At 71.2% G+C, this 24,472-nt stretch carries 25 protein-coding genes and 1 pseudogene; 18 read left to right on the top strand and 8 right to left on the bottom strand.

The annotated features are described in order from the left end of the window. The first annotated feature begins 112 nt into the window (after positions 1 to 112). The 3 genes from AC6F7H_RS30150 (at position 113) to AC6F7H_RS30140 (ending at position 2,818) form a co-directional block, all read left to right on the top strand. A complete protein-coding gene (locus tag AC6F7H_RS30150) occupies positions 113 to 685 on the top strand; it encodes a DUF5134 domain-containing protein (RefSeq protein WP_500760623.1) in 573 nt (190 codons plus the stop codon). A gap of 412 nt (positions 686 to 1,097) precedes the next feature. Beyond that, on the top strand, positions 1,098 to 1,775 hold the full coding sequence (locus AC6F7H_RS30145; protein ID WP_500762137.1) for a phosphatase PAP2 family protein: 678 nt from the start codon (positions 1,098 to 1,100) through the stop codon (positions 1,773 to 1,775). Between the two features lie 269 nt (positions 1,776 to 2,044). Beyond that, positions 2,045 to 2,818, top strand: coding sequence for a TetR/AcrR family transcriptional regulator (locus tag AC6F7H_RS30140; protein ID WP_500760620.1), 774 nt, complete (start codon positions 2,045 to 2,047; stop codon positions 2,816 to 2,818). Here the strand turns inward: AC6F7H_RS30140 and AC6F7H_RS30135 are convergent. After that, positions 2,815 to 4,326, bottom strand: a complete 1,512-nt coding sequence (locus AC6F7H_RS30135) for an LVIVD repeat-containing protein (protein ID WP_500760617.1) — start codon at positions 4,324 to 4,326, stop codon at positions 2,815 to 2,817. The genes AC6F7H_RS30140 and AC6F7H_RS30135 overlap by 4 nt on opposite strands. A gap of 207 nt (positions 4,327 to 4,533) precedes the next feature. Here AC6F7H_RS30135 and AC6F7H_RS30130 point away from each other — a divergent pair, with 207 nt between their 5' ends. Beyond that, the gene (locus AC6F7H_RS30130) at positions 4,534 to 5,196 is read left to right on the top strand and encodes a DUF305 domain-containing protein (protein ID WP_500760614.1); all 663 of its coding nucleotides are present in this window, start codon (positions 4,534 to 4,536) and stop codon (positions 5,194 to 5,196) included. Positions 5,197 to 5,214: 18 nt separating this feature from the next. Here AC6F7H_RS30130 and AC6F7H_RS30125 read toward each other — a convergent pair whose 3' ends face one another. Further along, a complete protein-coding gene (locus AC6F7H_RS30125) occupies positions 5,215 to 5,682 on the bottom strand; it encodes a DUF6214 family protein (protein ID WP_109383722.1) in 468 nt (155 codons plus the stop codon). 366 nt (positions 5,683 to 6,048) lie between these two features. Between AC6F7H_RS30125 and AC6F7H_RS30120 the strand changes: the two genes are divergently transcribed. Then, entirely contained in the window at positions 6,049 to 6,852 is an 804-nt protein-coding gene (locus tag AC6F7H_RS30120; protein WP_500760612.1) for a pectate lyase, read from the top strand. Positions 6,853 to 6,965: 113 nt separating this feature from the next. Here AC6F7H_RS30120 and AC6F7H_RS30115 read toward each other — a convergent pair whose 3' ends face one another. Further along, a complete protein-coding gene (locus AC6F7H_RS30115) occupies positions 6,966 to 7,787 on the bottom strand; it encodes a PaaX family transcriptional regulator C-terminal domain-containing protein (RefSeq protein ID WP_500762135.1) in 822 nt (273 codons plus the stop codon). Positions 7,788 to 7,888: 101 nt separating this feature from the next. On the opposite strand from AC6F7H_RS30115, the gene AC6F7H_RS30110 reads away from it, so the two are divergent. Continuing rightward, positions 7,889 to 9,589 (top strand): DNA alkylation response protein, encoded by a 1,701-nt coding sequence (locus AC6F7H_RS30110; protein WP_500760609.1) that lies wholly within the window; start codon positions 7,889 to 7,891, stop codon positions 9,587 to 9,589. A 52-nt stretch (positions 9,590 to 9,641) separates the two neighbouring features. Then, entirely contained in the window at positions 9,642 to 10,802 is a 1,161-nt protein-coding gene (locus AC6F7H_RS30105; protein WP_500760607.1) for a WD40/YVTN/BNR-like repeat-containing protein, read from the top strand. A 129-nt stretch (positions 10,803 to 10,931) separates the two neighbouring features. On the opposite strand, the gene AC6F7H_RS30100 is transcribed toward AC6F7H_RS30105, so the two are convergent. Further along, positions 10,932 to 11,648: a uracil-DNA glycosylase gene (locus AC6F7H_RS30100; protein WP_500760604.1), complete on the bottom strand. Its 717-nt coding sequence runs from the start codon at positions 11,646 to 11,648 to the stop codon at positions 10,932 to 10,934. 95 nt (positions 11,649 to 11,743) lie between these two features. On the opposite strand from AC6F7H_RS30100, the gene AC6F7H_RS30095 reads away from it, so the two are divergent. Further along, positions 11,744 to 12,862 (top strand): N-acetylglucosamine kinase, encoded by a 1,119-nt coding sequence (locus AC6F7H_RS30095; protein ID WP_500760601.1) that lies wholly within the window; start codon positions 11,744 to 11,746, stop codon positions 12,860 to 12,862. 84 nt (positions 12,863 to 12,946) lie between these two features. Continuing rightward, on the top strand, positions 12,947 to 13,870 hold the full coding sequence (locus tag AC6F7H_RS30090) for a sirohydrochlorin chelatase (RefSeq protein ID WP_500760599.1): 924 nt from the start codon (positions 12,947 to 12,949) through the stop codon (positions 13,868 to 13,870). Positions 13,871 to 13,978: 108 nt separating this feature from the next. Here the strand turns inward: AC6F7H_RS30090 and AC6F7H_RS30085 are convergent, their stop codons facing one another. Continuing rightward, positions 13,979 to 15,031: a lactonase family protein gene (locus tag AC6F7H_RS30085; RefSeq protein WP_500760598.1), complete on the bottom strand. Its 1,053-nt coding sequence runs from the start codon at positions 15,029 to 15,031 to the stop codon at positions 13,979 to 13,981. Positions 15,032 to 15,209: 178 nt separating this feature from the next. Here AC6F7H_RS30085 and AC6F7H_RS30080 point away from each other — a divergent pair, with 178 nt between their 5' ends. Both AC6F7H_RS30080 and AC6F7H_RS30075 read left to right on the top strand, forming a co-directional pair. Next, on the top strand, positions 15,210 to 15,356 hold the full coding sequence (locus AC6F7H_RS30080; RefSeq protein WP_500760595.1) for a hypothetical protein: 147 nt from the start codon (positions 15,210 to 15,212) through the stop codon (positions 15,354 to 15,356). Positions 15,357 to 15,516: 160 nt separating this feature from the next. After that, positions 15,517 to 16,266 (top strand): DUF4142 domain-containing protein, encoded by a 750-nt coding sequence (locus AC6F7H_RS30075; protein ID WP_500760592.1) that lies wholly within the window; start codon positions 15,517 to 15,519, stop codon positions 16,264 to 16,266. Positions 16,267 to 16,291: 25 nt separating this feature from the next. Here the strand turns inward: AC6F7H_RS30075 and AC6F7H_RS30070 are convergent, their stop codons facing one another. Beyond that, on the bottom strand, positions 16,292 to 17,077 hold the full coding sequence (locus AC6F7H_RS30070) for a LysR family substrate-binding domain-containing protein (RefSeq protein WP_500760590.1): 786 nt from the start codon (positions 17,075 to 17,077) through the stop codon (positions 16,292 to 16,294). A 71-nt stretch (positions 17,078 to 17,148) separates the two neighbouring features. Between AC6F7H_RS30070 and AC6F7H_RS30065 the strand changes: the two genes are divergently transcribed. Further along, positions 17,149 to 17,541 (top strand): DUF5997 family protein, encoded by a 393-nt coding sequence (locus tag AC6F7H_RS30065; protein WP_500760588.1) that lies wholly within the window; start codon positions 17,149 to 17,151, stop codon positions 17,539 to 17,541. A 277-nt stretch (positions 17,542 to 17,818) separates the two neighbouring features. Then, a complete protein-coding gene (locus AC6F7H_RS30060) occupies positions 17,819 to 18,307 on the top strand; it encodes a hypothetical protein (RefSeq protein ID WP_500760585.1) in 489 nt (162 codons plus the stop codon). A 238-nt stretch (positions 18,308 to 18,545) separates the two neighbouring features. Here the strand turns inward: AC6F7H_RS30060 and AC6F7H_RS30055 are convergent, their stop codons facing one another. Next, positions 18,546 to 19,451: an oxidoreductase gene (locus AC6F7H_RS30055; protein WP_500760584.1), complete on the bottom strand. Its 906-nt coding sequence runs from the start codon at positions 19,449 to 19,451 to the stop codon at positions 18,546 to 18,548. A gap of 649 nt (positions 19,452 to 20,100) precedes the next feature. Here AC6F7H_RS30055 and AC6F7H_RS30050 point away from each other — a divergent pair. The 5 genes and pseudogenes from AC6F7H_RS30050 to AC6F7H_RS30030 all read left to right on the top strand — a co-directional run. Beyond that, positions 20,101 to 20,157: pseudogene (locus tag AC6F7H_RS30050) on the top strand (hypothetical protein); the annotation flags it as partial. A gap of 60 nt (positions 20,158 to 20,217) precedes the next feature. Next, positions 20,218 to 20,817 carry a DUF5753 domain-containing protein gene (locus AC6F7H_RS30045; RefSeq protein WP_500760582.1) on the top strand — a complete coding sequence of 200 codons (600 nt, stop codon included), beginning with the start codon at positions 20,218 to 20,220 and terminating at the stop codon, positions 20,815 to 20,817. Further along, on the top strand, positions 20,814 to 21,020 hold the full coding sequence (locus AC6F7H_RS30040; RefSeq protein WP_500760580.1) for a DUF397 domain-containing protein: 207 nt from the start codon (positions 20,814 to 20,816) through the stop codon (positions 21,018 to 21,020). The genes AC6F7H_RS30045 and AC6F7H_RS30040 overlap by 4 nt, the downstream gene beginning before the upstream one ends. Positions 21,021 to 21,151: 131 nt before the next feature. After that, positions 21,152 to 22,243, top strand: a complete 1,092-nt coding sequence (locus AC6F7H_RS30035; protein ID WP_500760578.1) for a DNA polymerase III subunit beta family protein — start codon at positions 21,152 to 21,154, stop codon at positions 22,241 to 22,243. Positions 22,244 to 22,391: 148 nt separating this feature from the next. Then, positions 22,392 to 23,684, top strand: a complete 1,293-nt coding sequence (locus tag AC6F7H_RS30030; protein WP_500760576.1) for an MFS transporter — start codon at positions 22,392 to 22,394, stop codon at positions 23,682 to 23,684. A 128-nt stretch (positions 23,685 to 23,812) separates the two neighbouring features. On the opposite strand, the gene AC6F7H_RS30025 is transcribed toward AC6F7H_RS30030, so the two are convergent. After that, entirely contained in the window at positions 23,813 to 24,283 is a 471-nt protein-coding gene (locus AC6F7H_RS30025; RefSeq protein ID WP_500760575.1) for a cation:proton antiporter regulatory subunit, read from the bottom strand. Positions 24,284 to 24,472: the final 189 nt, after the last annotated feature.

Below are 24,472 nucleotides of genomic sequence, written 5' to 3'. Positions count from 1 at the left end.
CCTGCGGCGCTCCCCCGAATGCTCCCCATGTACCCCTGTGCGCTCGCGTGCACGCCTTCGAGCGGGGGCATGCCTTGACCTGACCGTGGAGCGGCTCCAGGGGGAGGTGCGCGTGCACGGACCGGCGTCGTTCGGCTGGTTGCTGGTCGCGCTCTGCGCGGCGACCGGCGCCTACTGCCTGCTGCGGATGCGCAGCAGTGTCGAGGAGCAGCGCCGCGCCGCGGGCGGTGAGGCGCTGATGGGTTTCGGCATGGCCGCGATGGCCGTGCCGGCGGCGGTGTTCACCCCGCCCTCATGGGCGTGGCCCGCCTGTGCGGTGGTGTTCGGCGCGGCCGCGGTGCAGGCCCTGTGGGCAGGGCGCGGGAGCCCGCGCCATCTGCACCATCCGGTGGGCGCCGGGGCCATGGCCTACATGGCGGTGGTGATGGCCGCCTCCCCCGGCCGGGAGCACGGACACGGCGGCGCGGGCATACCTGCGCTGACCGGGCTCCTGCTGCTGTACTTCGCCGGATACGTGCTGGTGACGGGTGTGCGGCTGGTACCGGTGGCCGCCGTGCCGGAGCACTTGGCGGCCACCGGCGCGGGGCCTTCCGGAGCCTCGGGCTGGGGGGACCGGCCCGAGCTGGCGCTGGCGTGCCGGCTGTCCATGGGGATCGCGATGGTGGCGATGCTGCTGACGATGTGAGGCGGGCCGGCCGGCCGCGGGCCGACGAGCGGGACCGTTGCCCGCGTCACTTTGCCCGATGGGCCGTACCCGGGAGTCCTCCGCGCTCACAGGCCGGCCGCATGATGCTCCCCGCAGCGCTGCTGCTGCCCGGCGTCCTGACCGCCGTCGTCGGTCCCGGGCTGCTCGCGCGGGCCGACCGGCCGGACCGGCTCATGGTGGGGCGCCGGCTGCGGCTGACGGCCGTGGCGTCACTGGTGCCGGTGGTCCCGGTCCTGGTGGCGTTCGCCCCCGGGCTGCGGGCGCTGGGGGAGAACTGCCCGGAAGCATGCGCTGAAGCCCTCTTCGCTCCAGGGCTTCCGGGCGATCGGGGCGTCGGTGTTGGCCCCGGGCCCCGGCGGTCGGCGAGGATCGCTTCATGCGCTCCCCCCACATGTCTCCCCCCGACCTCGAACCGCCGCCCCGTCCACCGGAGCACCGGCACCGCCTGGCCGTCCTGTCCATCGGTGTACCGGCTCTGTGCTCGGTACTGCTGCTGATCCTGGTCGGCGCCGAGTGGCGCCCGCTGACCGGTGTGGACGGCGACATCGCCCGTACCACGCACCGCTGGGCGGTCGACGAACCTGGGCTGACGCAGACGGCCCGCGTTCTGACGGACTGGGTCTGGGACCCGTGGACCATGCGCCTGCTGGCCGGGGCGGTCGCACTGCTGCTGGCGTTCCGGTACGCGGCCCGCTGGACCGCGGTGTGGCTGGTGGTGACCTGCGCCGTGGGGACGGTTCTGCAGCAGGTCCTCAAGGCGGCGGTGGGCCGCGCCCGCCCGGTGTGGGCGAACCCGGTCGACTCGGCCCACTACGCGGCCTTCCCGTCGGGCCACGCCATGACCGCCACCGTTGTCCTCGGTCTCCTGCTGTGGCTCCTGCACCGGCACGGCGTGAGCCGGGCCGTGTGGGTGTGGGCCGCGACCGTGGCGGCGCTCTCGGTGGCCGGCGTCGGTCTCACCCGTGTCTGGCTCGGCGTCCACTGGGCCACGGACGTGCTCGGGGGTTGGCTCTTCGGCGCCCTGGTCGTGGCCGTGGCGGTGCGCGTCCACCGGCGGCGACACCCGTGAGACCGCACGATCCGCGTCTCCCGGAAATCTCCCGCGGGTCCGTGACCACTTCCCGGTGCCTGCCCGGCGGGACGCACGAGGGCCGGACGCACCGGAGCGGCCCGGGCGGCCGCCCGCAGGGCGGGAGACGGCATCGCGTCAGTGCCGTTCTCCTCGGGCGATCCCCCGCGTCGCCCGAGGAGAACGGCAGCCCGGAGTGGACCCACCAGGGGTCTGACCGGACGCGTTGAGTATAGTTGGCTGCCAGCCAGTCAACGCAGGAGTCCAGCATGTCCCCGCGCAGCCCCTCGGTCAATGAAGAATTGCGGAGGCGTTCGAAGGAACGGCTTCTGCAAGCCGCCGTCGAAGTGGTGAGCGAGCGCGGATACGAGGCGACGACGCTCGGCGACATCGCCGACCGCGCGGGGTCCGCGCGGGGTCTGGTCTCGTACTACTTCCCGGGGAAGCGCCACCTGGTGCAGTCCGCGGTGCACCGGCTGATGCACCGGACACTGGAGGAAGCGCTGGAGCGCGAACCGCGCACCGACGACGGGCAGGAGCGGATGGCACGGGCCATCGACGCGATCCTGGGCCTGGCCCGCGACCGCCCCGTACTGATGCGCCAGCACATGGCCGGACTGCTGCAGGCCGAGGGTTTCCTGCCCTGCCCCGAGCAGCGGCGCCTGGCCGAACTGCTCAGCGACACCATCGCCCGGCACGGCTCCGGCGAGGTCGACAGCGACTACCCGATGTTGCGCGCCCTGCTGATGGGCGCCGTGTTCTCGGCTCTGCTGCCGGGTGCGCCGATGCCCGTCGAGGCACTGCGCGCGGAGCTGTTCAAGCGCTACCGGCTCGACTGGGAGCTGGGTGTCCCGCCCGGCACCGAGGTGCCGGGCGGGACGGGTGCGTCGGACAGGACCGGACGGACGGACGGAACGGACCGGACGGACGCGGCCGGCGGAACGGGCGCGTCGAGCCGGACGGATGTGTCGCGGTTCTTCGCGACCGAACCGGCCCCGGGGCCCTCAGCCCCACCCCGTCGCCCCGCCCCGGACAGGTCCTAGCCCCTGTCGTCGAAGTAGTCAGGCTGCGTCTGCGGGTTGAGCTCGCGCATCTGGACCCTGTCGGCCGGGTCGGTGCGCCGGTCGTCGATCCTCAGGACGTCGAGGCCCTTCTCGATGTCGTTCGAGTAGATGTAGCCGTTGTAGTAGTACGCCGACCAGGAGCCGCCGGTGACGATCCGGTCGGTGGCCAGCGGACCCCGCTCGAAGTAGGCGATCTCCTTCGGCTTCGAGGAGTTGGTGAAGTCCCAGACGGAGACGCCGCCCTGGTACCAGGCCTGAACCATGATGTCCTTGCCCTTGACCGGGATCAACGAGCCGTTGTGGGCCACACAGTTCTCGGTGTCCGCCTGGTGACGGGGAATCTTGAAGTAGCTGCGGAAGACGAGCCGGCTCTTGTCGCCCTTGCCGACGATGTCGTAGATGCCGTCCGCGCCCCGGTCCGGTCCGACGGCCGCATTGCAGGTGGCGGCGCCACCGCCGCCCAACTCATCGGTGAACACGACCTTGTTGGCCCGCTGGTTGAAGGTCGCCGAGTGCCAGAAGGCGAAGTTGACGTTGTCCTGCACCCGGTCGATCACCTTGGGGCGCTCGGGGTTCTTGATGGAGAACAGGATGCCGTCGCCCATGCAGGCACCGGCGGCGAGGTCCTCGGACGGCAGCACGGTGATGTCGTGGCAGCCCGTGGTCTTGGAGACGCCCGGGTTGGTGGGCGCGCCCGGGTTTCCGCCGCCGTCCGGCCCCTCACCGGGGAACAGCACCGGGAATCCGACCACCGCCGCCTTGTGCGGGGCCTTGCGCGGCACCTTGATGACGGAGATTCCGTCGTGCGGCGGCTGGCAGTCGGGGTAGGCGGCGTTCGGCGAGTACGAGGAGACGTAGACGTAGACGTTCTTGCGCTCGGGCACCAGCGTGTGGGTGTGCGAGCCGCAGGCGGTCTCGACGGCCGCGACGTAGCGCGGGTTCCGCTTGTCGCTGATGTCGAAGACCTTCATGCCCTCCCACGAGGACTTCTCGGTCGCCGGTTGCGTGGTGCTGTTGCAACTGCTGTCGCTGCGCGAGGAGTCGGTGGAGAGGAACAGCAGGTCACCGGAGACGGAAATGTCGTTCTGGGAGCCGGGGCACAGCACCTGGGCCACCGTCTTCGGTGACTTCGGGTTGCTGATGTCGAAGATGCGGAAGCCGTCGTAGTTGCCCGCGAAGGCGTACCGGCCCTGGAACGCCAGGTCCGAGTTGAATCCGGTCAGCGCGTCCTTGGGGATGTTGGCCACGTGCCGGATGTTGTCGGAGCGGACGACTTCGTCCTGGGCGGGTATCTCGCCGCTCTCGATGGCCTCACGCGCCTCGGCCTGCGCGCTTCGGGACATCTCCTTCGAGGCGGCCGGCTCGTCCCCGGGGTCGGGGATCGCCGCGGCCGGTGCGGCGGTGAGCAGCGCGGCCAGCAGTCCCCCGGCCGCTGCGACGACTCCCAGCCGTCTGCGCCGGGTTCGGGGATCTTTCAACAGGATCACTGTCTTTCCTCCCTTGTACCGTTCGACTCGGAACGGGTGGTGCACCGGCAGTATCTTCCTGACCATGCACATAACAACAGTGGGCAACACACTCGCAACGAAGTTTTCTGCTCACTGCCGCGCGGAAGCGTGCTAGGACAGTCGTCGGCACTCACGAGGTGTCCCGTAACCCTCCCCAGAGGGGTCCCCCCAGCCACAGGAGGTCCCGTGCTCTTCCGCCGTGTGTCACGCGTGTCCGTCGTCGCGACCGGGCTGACCGCCCTGGCCGTACTCGGGCTCGCGGGCTGCGACTCCGATACGGACGACGCCGAGTCGGCTGCCGCCAAGGGGCCTTCGGTGATCGCACCGGGCGAGCCCGGACAGCCGAACCGGACGTTGTCGGCCGCGGAGGCCGCAGAGCAGCGCGCCGAGGACGACTCCCCCAACTCCGCGGACGTCTCCTACACCCGCATGATGATCGAGCACCACTCCCAGGCACTGGAGATGACCGAACTCGTCCCGGACCGCGCCGAGTCGCCGAAGGTCGTCAAGCTGGCCGAGCGGATCGCGGCCGCGCAGCAGCCGGAGATCAAGGCGATGGAGGGCTGGCTGACGACGCACAAGAAGACCAAGAAGGCCGACGAGCACGACCACGACCACGCGGCGATGCCCGGGATGGCGACCCCGGCCCAGCTCAAGAACCTGCGCGCGGCCGAGGGGAAGGCCTTCGACCAGCTCTTCCTCACGCTGATGATCACCCATCACGAGGGGGCGATCACCATGGCCACGGACGTGAAGGCGCAGGGCAACAACATCCAGATCGAGGAGATGGCCGACGACGTGGTCGCCCAGCAGACGAGCGAGATCACGCGGATGCGCGGCCTCCTGTGACGCCCGCGTCGGAGCCGTTCACCGCCGGGTGTGACGCGGGCTCAGCAGGCCCGCGTCACGTGCCCGGCCGATGACCCGCAGCGCCCCGCGCCGGCTGTATCCGGTCGCGCACATCACGGCGAGCACCGGGTCGGCACCTTCCTCCTGGGCCGCGCGGTACTCCCGCGCCACGAAGCGCCTTCCCACGGGTCCCTGCGGCCCGACCACGCGGGTCCGCCGCTCCCCCGTACCGGACGGGGCACCGGCGGCCGGTTCGTCCTCGGCGCCGCAGGCCCGCGCGAGCGGCCCCTCGATCCAGTCGGCGAACAGCGCCAGGTCCTCCAGCGACAGCGCGGGCCGGGCCCGTACGTCCTCGACGCAGACACTGTGCCCGGACACCATCGCGAGCGCCTCGACCCCGGCTCCGTCCGCGAAGGTCAGCCGCACATCGAACCAGCGCGTCGTGTGCTCCCCTTCGCGCACCTCCCAGGCAGGCCGCACGGACACGGCACCGTCCGCCGGAGAACGATCGGAAAGATGAAGGAAAGACTCCTCAAGCACGCTCGCAACGTAACCACGTGAGCACTTTCCCTACGGACGAACACGCACCCCGACCGGTGGACGGCACCCTGTCAGCGGAGCGGGTGCCCCTTCGGCCGTGCGGCCGAGGAGGCGGGGCCACGACGCCCTCACCTCTCCGCTGGAGAACGCGCTCACTGCCGCTGCAGATGGCTGAATACCTGCCGTACGAGGCGTTGACCAGAAAGCGCTTTCCCTCTACGTTCCGTTCAGCGACGTGAACCTCGCGCACCCACGGCACCTCCGCACCCCGCGTCGCCGACACCCCCACATCACGACAGAAGGAACCGGAACATGACTTCGGTGACAACACCGCGCACCCACGGGCGGGCGCTGACCGGCGCGCTGGCCACCCTCGGGCTCTCGGTTGGCATGCTTATGACAGCAGGCGCCTCCCCGGCCGGCGCCGCCACCTGGCCGACCCCCAACGGCAGCGAGGGGGTCTCCTCCACCATCTCGGTGTCCGGCACCAAGGACTACGGGATGAAGCGCCTCTACGGCACCGGCGCCCTGGGCTCCGGCAGCCAGGACGAGGACCAGGGCCCGATCCTGGAGCTGGCGGACGGCGCGGTCCTGAAGAACGTCATCCTCGGTGCCCCGGCCGCCGACGGCGTCCACTGCAAGGGGTCCTGCACGCTGCAGAACGTGTGGTGGGAGGACGTCGGCGAGGACGCGGCGACCTTCAAGGGCAAGTCGTCGTCATCGGTCTACACCGTCAGCGGCGGCGGGGCGAAGGAAGCCAGCGACAAGGTGTTCCAGTTCAACGGCGCCGGAACGCTGAACGTGTCGAACTTCGCGGTCAAGAACTTCGGCACCTTCGTGCGCTCCTGCGGCAACTGCTCCACGCAGTACAAGCGCACGATCAACCTCAACACGATCGAGGTGAACTGGAAGGGCGGCAGGATCGCCGGGATCAACACCAACTACGGCGACAGCGTGACCCTGCGCAACATCACGGTCATCGGGGACAGCAGCAAGAAGATCATCCCCTGCCAGAAGTACATCGGCAACAACACCGGCAAGGAGCCCAGCACCAACGGCTCGGACGCCGACGGCACGTACTGCAAGTACGGGTCGTCCGACATCGCCTACAGGTAGCCCTTCCCCGCACAACGGCCCCCCACGGTGAGGCGGCGGCCGCACGGAGCGCCCCGCGCGGTGCTCCGTACGGCCGCCGCTTCGTGCCCCGCGCACCGCCTGCCTCATCCGCGCTACCTCCGCCCGCCCGGTCCGCTGTTCCCGGTGCGCCCACTGGCTCCATCGGTCCCACTGGGCCCGCCCACGCTCGCGCGGATCTCGCCGATGAGTTCGCGCCGGTAGTCGGTGTACGCGGCCCGCAGCGCGTCGCCCGGCCAGTCGGCGGGGAGGAGGGCCGCAGGCAGGACGGGATCGGTGAGCAGGTGGCGTACGACGGCCGCGAAGACGGCGAGCCGGTCGGCGGGGCGGTCGGCGCCGTCGATGTGCGCGAGGAGCGCGCGGGCCGTGCCCGCCCAGGCGTCCAGCGGCCACAGACTCCCGGCCAGGTCGGCGGCGGGCCTGCCGGGGCGGGCCGTGTAGTGCTGGGCCACCCGGTCGAGAGGCACGGACAGCGGGCGGTCCAGGTTGGCGGGCCGGAGCCACACGCCCTCGCGGAGTTCGGCGAGCCTGAGGGCGGCCAGCCGGGTGCGCAGATCCGCCCGCTCGGCGGGACCGCGTCCCGTCGCGGTGATCACCACCATCTCCCAGTCGCCGTCCCACGCGCGCGTGCTCGGCCGTACGGCCTCGTCCTGGCGGGTCTGGCGGTCGAGCAACCGGTCACTGAGGCGGTATCCCGCACCGGTTTCGGTGCGCAACAGATCACCGGCGGCCACCATCCGGCTGAGGGCGGCCCGCAGCGTGGACCCGCCGACGCCGAAGCGCTCCACGAGCCGCCCCAGTTCCCGCGCCGGAAGCTGTGGCGGGTGCGTGCCGAGCAGCAGGCTCAGCACGACCGACCGCGCGGACAGGGGACGCAGTCGCAGGTCACCGGGTCGCTCCGGGTCGTTCATCCGCATGAATGCGTACTGTACGGCGTGCTTCTCGCCCTGCGGCGCACTGCCGGACGACATGTGTTGCATCATTGCTACATCCGTAGAATTAATGCAACACTCGGCGTATGGCCACGACAATCGCGCACGAGCAGCACGGCGGATTCGCCGCCTCACCCGAGGGACACGCGGCACCCCGCGGGTACGCCACGCACGACGTCCTGAATCAGCCCGCTCCCCTGGCCCCCTACGACGCCTCCGACGACACCGCCCTCCTGGAGGGGGTGCGGCGCGAGGGCGCCGGTTGGGCGGAGGAGGATCTGCGGCGGCTCGGCCGGCTGGCCGGCAGTGCCCGGGTGCAGGAGTGGAGCGAACAGGCCAACCGCCACGAGCCCGAACTGCGCACGCACGACCGGTACGGGAACCGGATCGACGAGGTCGAGTTCCATCCAAGCTGGCACCACCTGATGCGCACGGCCGTCACCGAAGGGCTGGCCGGCGCGCCCTGGGCGGACGACCGACCCGGCGCCCATGTCGCGCGCACCGCCGGCGGACTCGTATGGGGGCACACGGACGCGGGGCACGGCTGCCCGACCTCCATGACGTACGCGGCGGTACCCGCCCTGCGCCGGCAGCCGGAGCTGGCTCGGGCGTACGAGCCCTTGCTGACCAGCCGGGAGTACGAGCCGGGCCTGCGGGTGCCGGGCGAGAAGCGCGGGCTGCTGGCCGGCATGGGGATGACGGAGAAGCAGGGCGGCTCCGACGTCCGGACCAACACCACGAAGGCGACGCCGACCGCGGAGCCCGGTGTGTACACGCTGCACGGACACAAGTGGTTCACATCGGCGCCGATGTGCGACGTGTTCCTGGTGCTGGCGCAGGCTCCGGGGGGCCTGTCGTGCTTCCTGCTGCCGCGCGTGCTGCCGGACGGCACGCGCAACACGTTCCGCATCCAGCGGCTGAAGGACAAGCTGGGCAACCGGTCCAACGCGTCCTCCGAGCCGGAGTTCGACGGGACCGTCGCCTGGCTGGTCGGCCCGGAGGGGCAGGGCGTGAAGACCATCATCGAGATGGTCAACTGCACCCGGCTGGACTGCGTGATGATGTCGGCGGCGCTGATGCGCAAGACGCTCGTCGAGGCGGGGCACCATGTGCGCCACCGCAGTGCCTTCGGGGCCCGGCTGATCGACCAGCCGCTGATGCGCAACGTGCTGGCCGATCTCGCCCTGGAGTCGGAGGCCGCGACGGCGCTGACCCTGCGACTCGCCGGGGCGGCCGACCGCGCGGTGCGCGGGGACGCGCAGGAGGCCGCGTTCCGCCGGATCGCGACCGCCGTCGGCAAGTACTGGGTCACCAAACGGGGCCCGGCCTTCACCGCCGAGGCCCTGGAGTGCCTGGGCGGCAACGGCTACGTCGAGGAGTCGGGCATGCCCCGGCACTACCGTGAGGCCCCGCTGCTGTCGATCTGGGAGGGCTCGGGCAACGTCAACGCCCTCGATGTGCTGCGGGCGCTGGGCCGGGACACGGCAACGGCGCAGGCCCTGTTCGCCGAACTCGCGCTCAGCCGGGGGGCGGACGCCCGGCTGGACGCGGCAGTGAGCCGGCTCGAGGGCCGTCTGGCGGAGGGCTCGCAGGCAGGGGCCCGGCGGCTGGTGGAGCAGCTGGCCCTGGTCCTCCAGGGCTCCCTCCTCGTCCGGCACGCCCCGTCCGCGGTCGCCGACGCCTTCTGTGCGACGCGGCTCGGCGGTGACTGGGGGCACTCGTTCGGCACCCTGCCCGACGGGGCCGATCTGGGCTCGATCGTGAACCGCGCGCTTCCGGCCCTGTAGGCCGCCGCACCGGTCCGACCTGCGACGACGCCTGATCCGAAAGTGACTGTCAGTGGCGGGGTGCAGACTGACCGATGTCTGGAACGGATGCGTCGACGAGGGTGTCGGCGACGTCGCGGAGGTGATCGGCATGACCGAGGTACTGCTCGCCGTGGGCACCCGCAAAGGCCTGTTCATCGGGCGCCGACGGGGTGGCGCCTGGGAGTTCGACGACCGCCCCTACTTCAACGCCCAGGCGGTGTACTCGATCGCCGTCGACACCCGGGGCGCGGTCCCCCGGCTGCTGGTCGGCGGGGACAGCGCGCACTGGGGCCCGTCCGTGTTCCACTCCGACGACCTGGGCCGCACCTGGACCGAACCGGCGCGGCCCGCCGTCAGGTTCCCCAAGGACACGGGCGCGTCGCTGGAGCGGGTCTGGCAGCTTCATCCGGCCGCGGCGGAGCCGGACGTGGTGTACGCGGGCACCGAGCCGGCCGCGCTCTACCGCTCGGAGGACCGCGGGGAGACCTTCGATCTGGTCCGTCCGCTGTGGGAGCATCCGACCCGTTCCAAGTGGGTGCCGGGCGGTGGCGGCGAGGGTCTGCACACCGTGCTGACCGACGAGCGGGATCCGCGCGCGGTGACGGTGGCCGTGTCCACGGCGGGCGTGTTCCGCACCCGCGACGGCGGCGTCAGCTGGGATCCCTCCAACTCCGGGGTCTCCGCGGTGTTCCTGCCGGATCCGAACCCGGAGTTCGGGCAGTGCGTGCACAAGGTCGCCCGGGACGCGGCGACACCGGACCGGCTGTATCTGCAGAACCACTGGGGCGTCTACCGCAGCGACGACGCGGGCGCGCGGTGGACGGACATCGGCGAGGGTCTGCCGTCGACGTTCGGCTTCGCGGTGGTGGCGCATCCGCATCGAGGTGACACGGCGTACGTGTTCCCGATCAGCGCCGACTCCGATCGGGTCCCGGCCGACCGGCGCTGCCGCGTCTTCCGCACCACGGACGCGGGCAGGAGCTGGGAGCCGCTCACCGCGGGCCTGCCACAGGGCGACCACTACGGCACGGTGCTGCGCGACGCGATGTGCCACGACGGCGCCGACCCCGCGGGCGTGTACTTCGGCAACCGTAACGGTGAGGTGTACGCGTCGGCCGACGACGGCGACAGCTGGCAACAGCTCGCGGCGCATCTGCCGGACGTGTTGTGCGTGCGGGCCGCGGTTGTCTGAGGGGTTTGAGGGGACTGAGGAAGTTGAGGGTCCAGAAAGATCCGAGGCCCCGCGGTGCGGACCGGTCAGATGCGCACCGCGGGACTCGGGTCGTCGGGTTCGTCCTCCTGGCGGTTCCGGGAATCCGCGTCAACGGCCCTGCTGAACCGCCGTGTTCGTCTCCTGGGCCGGCGGCAGCCGCCAGTCGACGGGGGCGGCACCCTGCCGGACCAGGAAGTCGTTGGCCCGGCTGAACGGGCGCGAGCCGAAGAAGCCCCGGTCCGCCGACATCGGTGAGGGATGAGCCGACTCGATGGCGGGATAGTCCCCGAGCAGTGGACGCAGATTGCGCGCGTCCCGGCCCCACAGGATCGACACCAACGGGCCGCCCCGCGCGGCGAGGGCGCGGATCGCCTGCTCCGTGACTTCCTCCCAGCCCTTGCCCCGGTGGGCGGCCGGCTTGCGCGGGGCGGTGGTGAGCGCCCTGTTGAGCAGCAGGACCCCCTGCTCGGTCCACGGGGTCAGATCGCCGTTGGCGGGCCTGGGCAGGCCCAGGTCCGCGTTCAGTTCCCGGTAGATGTTCTCCAGGCTGCCCGGCAGCGACCGCACGTCCGGCGAGACCGCGAAACTCAGGCCGATCGCCATTCCCGGTGTGGGATAGGGGTCCTGACCGACGATCAGGACGCGTACGTCGTCGAAGGGCTGCTGGAACGCCCGCAGCACGTTCGCTCCCGCCGGGAGGTACGTCCGGCCGGCCGCCACCTCGGCGCGCAGGAAGTCCCCCATGGCCGCGATACGTCCGGCCACCGGTTCCAGGGCCTTCGCCCAGCCGGGCTCAACAAGTTCATGCAAGGGTCGTGGTGCCACGCCGGATCACTCTAGTAGCTCACACCGACACCCCGTACCAAGCGGTCCGGCCCCTACGCCGGAAAGGCGTCCGGGCGCTAGTGTTCCTCCGCGTCATGGTCGTCGAGGAGGTGGGGAACGCGGTGTCTCCGTCCGCCGGACCCGGATTCGTCGCCGCGGATTCCGGGGGCTCCGGGCTGCGTGTCGTCGTCGGTGCCGCCGGGCGCGGTCCGCTCGCCCGGGGTGCTTCCGGTGAACCGGTGCGGACCGGTGCCCGGGGGATCGACCCGGGGCATCTCATGGAGCAACTCGTGCCCATGGCACGGGGGCTGGCCGCCGAGGCCGGAATCGGGCGGCTGGACACGGCGGCCGTCGGTGCGGCCGGACTGGCCAGCCTCGGGGACGCGCTGCGCGCCGAGCTGCCGGGGGCGCTGAACCGGGAGCTGGGGGTACGGCGTGTGGCACTGGCCGCCGACGCCGTCACCGCCTACGTCGGCGCTCTGGGGTCCCGGCCTGGTGCAGTGATCGCCGCCGGTACGGGCCTGATCGCCGTCGGCACCGATCTGGCCGGGTGGCGCCGGGCGGACGGCTGGGGGCATCTGCTCGGTGACTGCGGCGGCGGCGCGTGGATCGGGCGGGCGGGCCTGGAGGCGGCGCTGCGCGCCCATGACGGACGGGACGGCGGCTCCAGCCGGCTGCTGGAGTGCGCCGAGGAGATGTTCGGCCCGGCGGCCGCGCTGCCCGGCCACCTGTATCCGCGCACCGACCGGCCGGCCGTCCTCGCCTCCTTCGCACCCCGGGTAGCGGAGTGCGCCGCCGATGACGCCGTCGCCGCGGACATCCTGCGGGCGGCCGCCCGGCACATGGCCGACTCGGCGGCGGCCGTCTGCCCGGAGACGGGTCCGGGCGTGGGTGCCGGCACGGGTTCGGGTGCCGGCGCAGGTTCGGGTTCGGGTTCGGGTTCGGGTTCGGGTTCGGTCGAGCCTCTGGTGGCACTCACCGGTGGCCTGTTCAACATGGGCGACCCGCTTCTCGTACCCCTGGGCGAGGAGTTGGCGAAACGGCTGCCGAGGGCCCGGCGGGTGACGGCCGAGGGCAATCCGCTGCACGGGGCGGTGCGTATCGCCACCGACCTCGCGACCGGTTCGTTCACCCTTCCGAGTGACGAGAAGATGCTGTGCGTGACGAGTCCGGCAGGTGGAGGGGGCATCGCCGCACCCGATGCCGGCATATAACACATCAGACATATCCGGATGGATGTCTCGCAGACGTACCCTCCCCGAACAGAGGAGCCCAGGAAACCACTAACATTCCGCTCCATGAGCACCCCCACTGGGCCCGCGTCCGGCCTGCCAGTACGAATGCCGCGCCCCCGCCAGCCCGGACGGCACCGCCGTCCCGAGCCTCTGGTGGCTCCCGAGGGCGCGCCCGCGCTCGTCCTCGCCGTGCCGGGTACTCCGAGCAACGCCACCCGATCCCTCGCGGACGAGGTCGTGAGCATCGCCCGTTCCGAGCTCCCCGGTCTGGACGCTCGGATCGGTTACCTCGACGGAGACGACGAGGAGTTTCCCACGCTGCAGGCAGTACTCGCGCACGCCGCCGAGGAGCGCACCGCCCGCTTCGAGCAGGCTCGCGCCGCCGGCATGGACGTCAAGGAACCGGACGGCCCCGTCGCCGTCGTCGTGCCGCTGCTCGCCGGTCCGGACAGCGCGCTGCTGCGCCAGGTCCGTCAGGCGCTGATGGACAGCCGCGTCGCCGCCGAGCTGACCGATGTGCTCGGTCCGCACCCGCTGCTCGCGGAGGCTCTGCACGTGCGGCTGTCCGAGGCCGGTCTGGCCCGCGCCGACCGGGCCCGGCTGTTCACCGTGGCGACCGCCGCGGACGGCATCATCCTCGCCTCCGTGGGCGGTGACGAGGCCGTGCAGGCGGCCGGGATCACCGGCATGCTGCTCGCCGCGCGTCTCGCCGTGCCGGTGATGGCGGCGGCCCTGGACGAGGAGGGTTCGATCGCGTCGGTGGCCGAGCAGCTGCGCAACTCCGGTTCGCAGCAGCTGGCTCTCGCGCCGTACCTGATCGGTCCCGAGATCGACGCGAGCCTGGTCGAGGAGGCCGCGAAGGAGGTCGACTGCGCCGCCTCCGAGGCGCTGGGCCCCTACCCGGCGATCGGCAAGCTCGCCCTTGCCAAGTACACGTCCGCGCTGGGCATCGCCCCGCAGCAGGCGCAGAGCACTCCGGCGCACTGACCGGGGCGGCTCATCCGCTCGTACGTCGCCGAAAGGCCCGCTCCGACCACTTCCGTTCCAGTGGTCGGAGCGGGCCTTTCGGCTTGTGTCCGCCGGGGTTGGCGGCTCTCAGTCGACGACCACACAGGACGCCGCTGCCACCGGGATCGCACCGCCACGCCGGGGTACGCCCGTGTCCGGGTCGACCGCGAACCAGGTCACGTCCCCGGAGCGCTCGTTCGCGACGTACAGGAAGCCGCGGGACTCGGTGAGCGCGCGGGGCCAGTGACCGCCGCAGGGCACGGTGGCGGTCAGCCGCAACCCGGCCGCCCCGTCTGCGTGCTCCTCGACCGCGAGAACCGACAGCACGTCCTCGCCGCGGGTCGCGGTCCACACGAAGCGCCCGTCGGGCGAGACGGCGACGCCCGACGGGTAGGCGTCGCCCGCCGGGGGGCAGGGCAGGACCGGGATCTCGGTGAGTGGTCGGAGCGCGCCCTCGGCGGCGTCCCAGCGGCAGACGACCAGGGTGGGGCTGAGCTCGTTGAGGACGTACGCGCGTGTGCCGTCCGGGTGGAAGGCCAGGTGACGGGGGCCGGAGCCGGGGCGCAGCGCGACCTCCCGGTGCTGCGCGGGAGCACCGTCGGCCAGGGTGTACACCCGTACCGAGTCCGTGCCGAGGTCGACGCCGACCGCCCAGCGGCCGCTCGGGTCGGGCAGTACCTGGTGGGCGTGCGGCCCCTGCTGGCGCTGCGGGTGGGGGCCCGAGCCGGTGTGCCGGAACACCCCGGACGCGGACCGCCCCAGGCCGCCGTCGGCGCGGACGGGGACGGCGGTGACGCCGCCGGAGCCGTAGTTGGCGGTGAGGACGTGTCCGGCGAAGACGCAGAGGTGGGTCGGCCCGTTCGCGTGGACCGGCACCGGGGAGCCGGCCGACTCCGGTACGTCCCTCGCTCCGGCACCGGACACCCGGTATGCGGCCACGGCCCCTTCGGCCGTCTCGCTGACCGCGTAGAGCGTCCTTCCGTCGGGTGAGAGCGCCAGGCAGGAGGGGTCGGGCAGATCGTTCAGGATGCCCAGGACGGTCAGTGCGCCGTCGTCGGGGGCGACAGAGGCGGTGACGATGCCCGGGCCTCCCGCCGCCGTGAACGATCCGATGAACGCCCGCCGTCTGCCGTCCGTCACGCCTGATCCCCTCCGGTTCCCTGCCGTCCGCGGCTGATCCTGCCGGTCCCCACCGGTCTTCGACCGATTTCGCCCCGACCGGAGCGACGCTAGCAGCCGACCCCTCCAGGTCTAGACCAAAGCTCTCGGTTCGTCTGCTCAGGCACCGCACGCCTGCTTTCGACACCCGGAGCCGCTTGTGATCTTCGGCACTTCCGGCTCTGACGTCTCCCGCCCCTCCCGGAGCGGCGATGGCGTCACCCTGCTGGACGAGATCCGGACGGGAGCACCCTTCGGCAGCAAGAACGCCCTGGTCACACGGGGGTGGTCCGTCGTGGCCGCCTGAGTGTCGGCCGACCTGCCGAGCGGGGCGGGCGGCGTCGCACGGCCGCACCGGTCGTCGTCACCGGATACCGGCGGCAGAAGATTCCTTCCGGAACGGTGATTGTTTCGCCACTGCCGTCCGTACTCCCTGGCGTTGGGCTGTTGATACACCAGGAGGCACGATGCGCATCTCGCGCAGCACGGCAGGAACCGCGTTCGTGGGCGGAGCCATGGTTCTCACCCTCTCCGCGCTCGCCTACCCCACCATGCTGGGCGTGCAGAACACCTCGAGCACCCAGGACCGGGTCGTCGCCAACACGCAGTACGGCCAACTGACCGAGGCCGACCGCGACTTCGTGGTCAAGGTGCGTGCCGCCGGACTGTGGGAGCACCCCCTGGGCCTGCTGTCGATGGAGCGGGGCACGACGCCGGAGATGAAGGAGGTGGGAGAGCACCTGGTCGTGGGACACGGACGGCTCGACGAGAGCTGCCGCAGGATCTCCCTCGAGCTGGGCATCACCCTGCCCAACCAGGCTTCGCCCCAGCAGGAACAGTTCGTGGAGACCATCAAGGCCACCAACGACAAGGAGTTCGACACCACGGCCGTGAACATCATGCGGGTGACGCACGGCCAGATCTTCTCGGTGATCGCCAAGGTCCGGGCCAACACCAGGAACACCCTGGTGCGGCAGTTGGCGGACCAGGCCAACGACACCGTGCTCGACCACATCACGGTCCTGGAGAAGACCGGACTGGTCAATCACGAGCAGGTCAACTTCCAGCAGACCAGCCCGCCCAAGATGCCCCGGGAGCAGGTAACGCCGCCGGCCCCGCAGGCGGGCGCCCCGGTGCTGGTGCTCGAGATCCCCGAGGAGCTGAAGGACCTCAACACGGTCTCCCCGGCGCCGACCCCTGGCGCGACGGTGAAGTAGGCGCCCCGGGGCCCGGGGACGGACGTCAGGACCCGCGGCGGGGTTTGCCGCCCCGGCGCGGGTTCTTCGGTGTGCCGCCGGTGCCCTTCCGCCGCCCGCGGCCGGCCGGCCCGCCCGCCGTCTGCTGCCGGCGGGCACCTCCCTTCTCGGCGGCCCGCCCGGGCTTCCCCTGTTTCTCCTGCGCGGAAGGCTGGGGCCGGGTGCGGCCCCGGGTGCTGTTGACGGTCCGGCCGCGGACGATCCCGATGAAGTCCTCCACCGAGTCGGTGGTCGCGGCCTCGGGCCACGCCAGCGCCACGCTCGACTCGGGGGCGTCCCTGAGCGGCCGGTGGGTGAGGTCCTTGCGGTGGTGCAGCCGCGCCAGGGACAGCGGTACGACGAGCACGCCGATCCCGGCCGCGACGAGCTGGACGGCGTCGGCGGTGGTCGCGGGCCGTTCGAGGGCGGGCCTCCCGGGCAGGGTCTCCCACCCGAGGACGTCGTCGAGGGGGTGCAGCACGATCTCGTCGGCCAGGTCCTCGGGGGCCACCTCGTCGACCGCCGTCACGAGGTGGTCCTTGGGAACCACGACGACCGTCTGCTCGGTGTAGAGGGGAATCGCGCTGAACACCGTCCGGTCGACGGGCAGCCTGACGAGGCCCGCGTCGGCCTCCCCGTTCAGCAGCAGGTCGGCCGCCTCCGCGGCGGGCACCTGGGTGAGGGTCAGCGGGACACCGGGCAGTCGCTCGTTCCAGACGCGCACCCACTTGCCGGGCATCACCCCGGGTGCGTACACGAGCCGGAACGACGGGGACACATCCGAGCCTGTCACCCGGCCAGGCTACCGGCCTCGCCGACCGATCGTGGTCAGCGGTCGCGCACACGGTCGATACCCTGGACACCATGACGTCGCACCAGAGCACCCAGACGATGAAGCCCGCGACCGCGGCGAAGAAGCTGGGTGTGTACCTCGAGGCCACCCCCGCCGAATTCCGGGAGGGTGTCGTCTCACGCGCCGAGCTGAACGCGCTCCAGGCGGACCCGCCCCAGTGGCTGCGGGACCTGCGGCGCGACGGCCCGCACCCCCGCCCGGTGGTCGCGGCCAGGCTGGGCATCTCCATCTCGGGTCTCGCCCGCGGTGGAATCACCGAGCCCCTCACCACGGAGCAGATCAAGGCTCTGCGGGAGGAGCGTCCCGAGTGGCTGGAGCGGGAGCAGGCCACGCAGGCGGAGGTCCGCAAGGAGGCGGAGCGCATCCGGCAGCGGAACGAGGAGCGCGCGAAGCGCAACGGCTGATCGGCCGATCCCCATCGCGCCTTTCCTCACCACCGAACGCCTTCGAAGGACCCCGAACACCCCCGCACGGGCTTTCCCGGCGGGGGTGTTCTCGTACGCACGCGACCCTGCGTGACGCGATATCGACGGAACGCGAGCCTGCCCCGCCCCTTCCGGCACATAGAAATATCTACGACCATGGCTGCACGCCGGGTCGGCGCGCGGACGACCGTGCGGCCGTCGGCCCGTGACCAGCACGCGCCCGCAGCGGCGCAGCCGACCATGCGCGGGGTGGGACATGCAGAGCGCCAGATGGAAACGAGCCGTCGAGTGGCTGGCCGCGGCGGCCAGGGACCCCCGGCAGTGCAAACGGGAATGGGACCACGGCACGGGGACGGCGCTGCTCGCCGCAGGACGGTACTGGGACGTGCTGAGCGTTCCCGACCGGCTCGGACTGCTCGCCCTGGACCTCCTGTGGAGCGATCCGCTGAAGGTGCCCGGACCCACCCTGGTGGATGTCACGGCACGCAGGGTCGGGTTCTTCCTGCCGGCCGACCCGGCCGGCGAGTGGATCGGGTTCGGCGTGCGGCACGTCAGCCGCGGCTCCTGGGTGGCGGTACCCCCGCCGTACCGCCCCACCGGCCGCCTGGAATGGCTCGTCCCCCCGGACGGCACCGGCACCCTGCACTGCCCCACCACCCTCGAACAGGCCCTGCGCACAGCCACCGGCACCCTCGCCGTCCTGACCCCCACCGGCACGGAACCGGCGGAGCCAGGCGGTTGGTGAGCCCCTCGCCGAGGCGATCCTCCCCGGCCGGGACACAAGAAGCCGGAGCACGTCCGCCGCTGTTTCAAGCCGTCCCCCGAGACGATCGCCGAACTCACCAGCCTGCTCAAGCCTGACGACGCCCGGCGCCAAGGGCCCGCGGCCATGACGGCACCGTGCGTCTCCTCCTTGCCACGATGTGACGATCACCGGATCTCGCTATCACGTAACCCCGGCCAGGGTCTGGACACAGGCGCGCTCATGCGTCGGTCTCGCCCGGCTCGTCAAGGCGGGCCAGCTCCTCCTCGGTCAGGCGAAGGGCACCGGCGGCGATGTTCTCGGCTAGGTGCACCAGATTGGTGGTACCGGGGATAGCCAGCATGTGCGGACCACGATGCAGTGTCCAAGCGAGCCGTACCTGCGCCGGCGTTGCGCCGTGAGCGCGGGCGACCGTGTGGACGCGCGCGTGCTGCTCCTGGGCCGCGGCTGCCTCGCGCCGCAGGCCGGAGACGGCGAAGTACGGGACGAAGGCGATGTCCTGCTCCCGGCACAGGCCCACCATTCCGCTCTCGTCGGCGCGGCGCCATTCCACGCTGTAGGAGTTCTGCACGCAGACCACGGGCGCGATCGCCTGGGCCTCGGCCACGTGCTCCGGGCGCACGTTGGAGAGCCCGAGGTGCCGGATCAGGCCCGCTTCGCGCAGTTCGGCGAGGGCGCCGAAGTGCTCGGCAATCGAGGCCATGTCGGGGCCGTTGCGGCGCAGGTTGACCACGTCCAGGTGGTCGCGGCCGAGCTGGCGCAGGTTCTCCTCGACCTGGCCGCGCAGTTGGTCGGGGCGGGCCATGGTGAACCACTCACCGGAGGGATCGCGCCCCGGGCCGACTTTGGTCACCACGACTACGCCGTCCGGCCAGGACGAGAGGGCCCGGTTGATGAGCTCGTTCGCGGAACGCAGTGGCGAGAAATAGAAGGCTGCCGTGTCGATGTGGTTGACGCCCTGCTCGAACGCACTGTGCAGCAGCCGGACGGCGACATCGCGGTCGATGGGCGTACCGTCGGAGTTTCCCATCATGCCGTTGCCGGTCAGCCGCATCGCGCCGTAGCCGACGCGGTTCACCTCCAGATCACCGAACTTCCAGGTCCCTGCTGCCGCCGCTGTGCTCACCGTGCTCCTTCACCCGTCGGTTCGTCAGGTTCTGGAGTATGGGGTGGTGGTGAGATGTCATGACAGATCAACAGGCTGGGCGAAATGTCACATCAGTATCGGGAACGAACCGTCACCGCACAGCCGTTGGAGCTGCCGAGAGCCGTTCGATCAGAACGTCCTTCTGATGACCGTGCTGCACCGTGTGTCTGCAAGCCCGCTCACGCCGCCCAGGTGATCAGCGATCGCCCCGACCCTCCAGCAACTCGATACCGCATTGGCTGCACCGCCGGACGTTTCTCCCGGCCGTATCTCCAGATGCCTCCCGTCCAGGCCTCTCGGACGACTTCATGAAGTAACCGCATCGTCACGCAGATGGCCTGACGAGGTCGGACTTCCGTGCCCGGCCACGCGGTACGGCCGTTGTACGGGTTTGTACGGCAGGTGTACGGGTCCGTGCTCGTGGCCGGAGCAGTTGATCAGTCGTTTGCCGGTCACGACGGACCACTGCGCATAACAGGGGGCGCGATGAGCAGGACGACCCAGCGAGAATGCGGGACCACCGGCCGGCGCCGGCCGGACAAGGAGCGCCCGGCGGCTATGGAGCGCCTACGGCAAGCTCGTCCGCCTCTTCCGCGAACGGGCCGGCCTCACCCAGCAGGCCCTCACCGAGGCGATCGGGTACTCGCTGGAGCAGGTCGCCTCCGTCGAGCAGGGACGGAGACCGGCGAAGACGGCCTTCACGGAGGCCGCGGAGCGGGTACTGGAGGCGGGCGGGGCGCTGCGGGTGCTCCAGGAGGACGCGGACCGGGCCAAACTGCCCTTCTTTTTCCAGGACTTCGCCCTGCTGGAGGCCGAGGCGGTGAGTAGGTTCTCCTACGATCCCCTGTTGGTTCCTGGGTTGCTGCAGACCGAGGCATACGCACAGGCGCTGCTTGAAGCGCACTTTCCGCCTCTGCCCGATGAGATCGTCGAGCAAAGGGTGGCGGCCCGCCTTGCGCGTCAGGCGCTGCTGAGCCGCAAGAGCCTGCCCATGGTCTTTGTGTTCGTCGTGGAAGAGGCAGCGATCCTGCGAGTGGTGCGCAGCACTGCCGTCATGCAAGGACAGTTGGAGCATCTGCTGATGTGCTCGAAGATGCGCAACGTCGAACTCCAGATCATGCCCACGATCCGCGGTGCCCACAGCGGACTCAACGGGCCGATGGTGCTGATCGAGTCGACCGACTGCAAGCAGTTCGTCTACATCGAGTCACAGGACGTGGTAAGCGTCAGGTCCGACCGGAACGAGGTCAGCGAGTTCTGGCTGCGGTATGGAATGCTGCGCACACAGGCCCTCAACACCGAGGAGTCCTCCCGTCTCATCGAGCGCATGGCAGGGGAGCTATGAGCACCGATCAGGGCATCGAGCAGTCCAGTCAACTCGCCTGGTTCAAGAGCAGCTACAGCGGAACGAGCGGCGGCGACTGCCTAGAGGTGGCTGCCGGCTCGGGCGCCGTGTACGTACGGGACTCGAAGGCCGTGGGCGACGGACCCGTGCTGCGGGTCGACCGGAACGAGTGGGCCGCATTCGTGGCGCTCATGGCCGTGTAGCGCACTGAAGTTCCTGATCGCGACAAGGGGCTCGTCCGCGTCACTTCAGGTGACGCGGACGAGCCCTGGTCATGCCACCGGTTGACCCTCGACCTTGTCGAGGCGGCAGGGTCCCGGGTGTGGAGAGCGAGATGCGCAGCATTGGTGAGATGGCCCGGGACAGCGGCCTGAGCGTGAGCGCCCTGCGGTTCTACGACCGTGCGGGGGTGCTGGTCCCCGACTGGGTGGACCCGGTCAGCGGCTACCGCTGGTACGCGCCCGAGCAGTCGGACGAGGCCAGGCTGCTGGCGCGGTTGCGCCGGGCCGGGATGCCGCTGGCCGACATCCGGCTGGTGCTGGCCGGCTGGGCCGGCGCGGACACCGATCTCGTACGGCAGCTCCTTCAGGCGCACCTGCGCCGGCTGGAACAGGGGTTGTCCGATGCCCGCGGTGAGTTCTCCACGCTCCGAGCCCTACTCGACGACAGGGAGAAACCCATGACCTCGCTCCGTACCTCCTCGGCCCGCCCGGCCCTTGCCTCGCACGAGCTGGCCGCCACGTTGGACGCGGTCCGTTTCGCCGCCTGCACGAATCCCGAACTGCCGATGCTCGGCGGGGTCCTGTTCGACGTCGAGGGCGACGCCCTGCGTCTCGTGGCGACCGACCGGTACCGGCTGGCCGTCGCGCGGGCCGCGGTCACCGGGCACGGCGGGCCCCGGGTGCAGGTGACCGTGCCCCTGCCGCTCGTCGACGCGATGCGGGCGCTGGCCGGCGGCACCGAACCCGTCCGGCTCGCCGTGGACGGTGACCGGGTGACGCTGGAGACCGAGAGCGGCCGTCAGGTGGCCGGTCAGTGCCTCGACCACGAGTTCCCGGACTACCGGCGCCTGGTCCAGCTGCCGGCCGGGCGTCGGGCCCTCGTCGACGTGGCGGCCTTCCGGAAGGCGGTGGAGGCGGGTCCCGTCCGTACCGGCGAGGTGCGCGAGCAGGACGGGGTGCCCTACGAGGTCAGCGTGCTCGGGGTGGCCGACGACGGCACGGTGGTCCTCTGCGATGACGGTGACGACGGCCAGGACCGTGTCGCCGTCAACCGCGAGTTCCTGCTGCACGCCCTCGACGCCGGGGCCCGTGACCGGCTGGCCCTGGAGTTCGGCGCCTCCACGGCACCGCTCGTGATCCGCCGGCCCGACGACGAGGACACCTTCTCGCTGCTGATGCCGGTCCGGCTGGACAGCCAGGCCTGAGCCTCGGGGCCGGGCTCAGCGCCGTAGCGCCAAGGCGCTACGGCGCTGAGAACCCCTGACGGAATGAACTGATGGCTCGACACGGGTGGGTGAGGCGTGGCTGGGACCGTTCGTCCCGAGGTCGGTACGGCATTGGTCGGGGGTCCTGATGTCGGCCGGCGATGAGACCGCGGAGTCTCCTGGGGCAGCTCGTGGCGTCCCGTCCGCGCAAGGTGACGAGCGGCACCCGCAGGTCCGGGAGCGGCTGCCTCGGTCCTACCTGTGGTGGCTCGTCGGGATCCTGGTCTCGCTCGTGGGCAACGTGGTCTTCTACTTTGCTCTCGGCTGGGCTGCCGGCGCGTACGGCGGGGGCGTCGCGGGCTTGGTTCTGAGCGCGATCACGCTTCCCCGCGTTCTGCTCCTTCTCCTCGGGGGTGCGGTGAGCGACCGAGTCAGCGCGCGTCGCGTGCTGATCGTCGGCGATGCGGCGATGCTGGTCGCCTCGCTCGGTCTGGCAGCCCTCGCCCACCACCTGGGAGCTCCGCCCTGGTTGCTCATCGCGACAGGCATCGCGGTGGGTGTCGTCGATGCCTTCTATCTGCCCGCCTCGGGGTCCATGCCCCGTCGGCTTGTGGCCGAGGCACAGTTACCGCGGGCGTTGTCCCTGCGACAGGCCGGCGGCCAGGTGATCACCATGGGTGGCGGGCCTCTGGGCGGCGTCCTGGTGGGTCTTGCCGGGCTCGCGGGCGCGGCCGTGTTCAACGCCGTCACCTTCGCCTTCACGCTGATCGTCCTGGCGATCATCCGCCCGCGGTACGAAGCAGCACAGCCCCCCGGAACAGCCGGTCTGCTCAAGGAGGCCGTGGACGGCGTGCGCGTGGCCTTCGCCCATCCGGTGCTGCGTCCGGGTCTTTGCCTCACCGGTTTCGCAGCCGGCTTCCTGTTGCCCGTGCTGTCGCTCCTGGTCCCCCTGCTCGCCCGTGAGCGGGAATGGGGCGCGGGAGCCACGGGGCTCGTGATCGGAGCGCAGGGCGTGGGCATGGTGGCGATCACCCTGCTGGTGGTGAAGCGCGGTCCGCTGGGACGGCCCGGTCTGCTGTCGGCGAGCGCGCTCGTGCTGGCCGGTGCGGGGGTACTCGCCCTGGCGTTGGCACCGGGCACGGCGGGGGCGGTGGCCGCCGGCTCGGTCATCGGTGTCGGCAACGGGATCTTCTCCGCGCACATCGCGCCGTTGGTCCTGGCAGCAGCACCGGAAAGCCACCTGTCCCGCGTCCAGGCGGTTCTCGTGCTCGTGCAGAGCCTGGCCTTGTTGCTCATGAACAGTGTGCTCGGCCCATTCGTCGAGCTCGAAGGTGCCACAGTCGTACTCGTCGCCTGCGCCGTCATGCTCGTCGGCGTCGGGCTTGCGGGTCTGACCTCCGGCCCGCTCCGCGACGACCGCACGGGACTGCGGACCCGCTGAGCCGGGCCGGCCGCGCTTGCCGCGCGCCGGCGGCACGGCCTGGAGATGCCCTGCCCGTCGAGCGGCCCGCCAGCCGGTGGCCACCTTCGTCAGCGCGGTGACGGAAGCTCACGGAGGAGTGCGCGCGCTCACTCCCGTCCGAGGATCTCGGCGGCGGTCTCGATGCCCTCGCGGGTGCCGATGACGATGAGTGTGTCACCGCCCGCAAGCCGGAAGTCCGGCGTCGGGGACGGGATCGCCTCGGCCCGCCGCAGCACGGCCACGATCGAGGCTCCGGTGTCGGTGCGCATCCTGGTCTCGCCCAGCACCCTGCCGTTCCAGTGGGAGGCGGCGGACAGCTCGATGCGCTCCGCGACCAGGCCCAGGTCGGTCGTGTGCAACAGGTTCGGGCTGTGGTGGGCGGGCGTCAGCGCGTCGATCAGGGCGGCCGACTCGGCGACGTTCAGCCGCAGCGACTGGGCGCAGGCGTCCGGGTCGTCGGATCGGTAGATGCTGACCGTGCGTGCGCCGTCCCGGTGCGCGATCACGGAGAGGTGCTGGCGCTCACGCGTGGTGAGGTCGTACTTCACGCCGATGCCCGGCAGTGGCGTGGTGCTCATCCGTGGAGCAGGCACAGCCCGTCCCCTTCCCGGTTTCTTCTGGTCATCCGTCGTTCTGGGCGGGGTCCCTCCATCCCGCTGATGGTCAGCCCCCGTGGGGGACATGGTGTCATCCCGCCATGTCGTCGAGAGGGTGGGTGGTGTCACGGATGGACAAACGATCGCGGCGGACTCGACCCTCACGAGGGC

This window comes from Streptomyces sp. MMS24-W38, from assembly GCF_059889265.1.
Note: the sequence above shows the minus strand (reverse complement) of the source record. Positions and strands in the feature narration are given on the sequence as shown.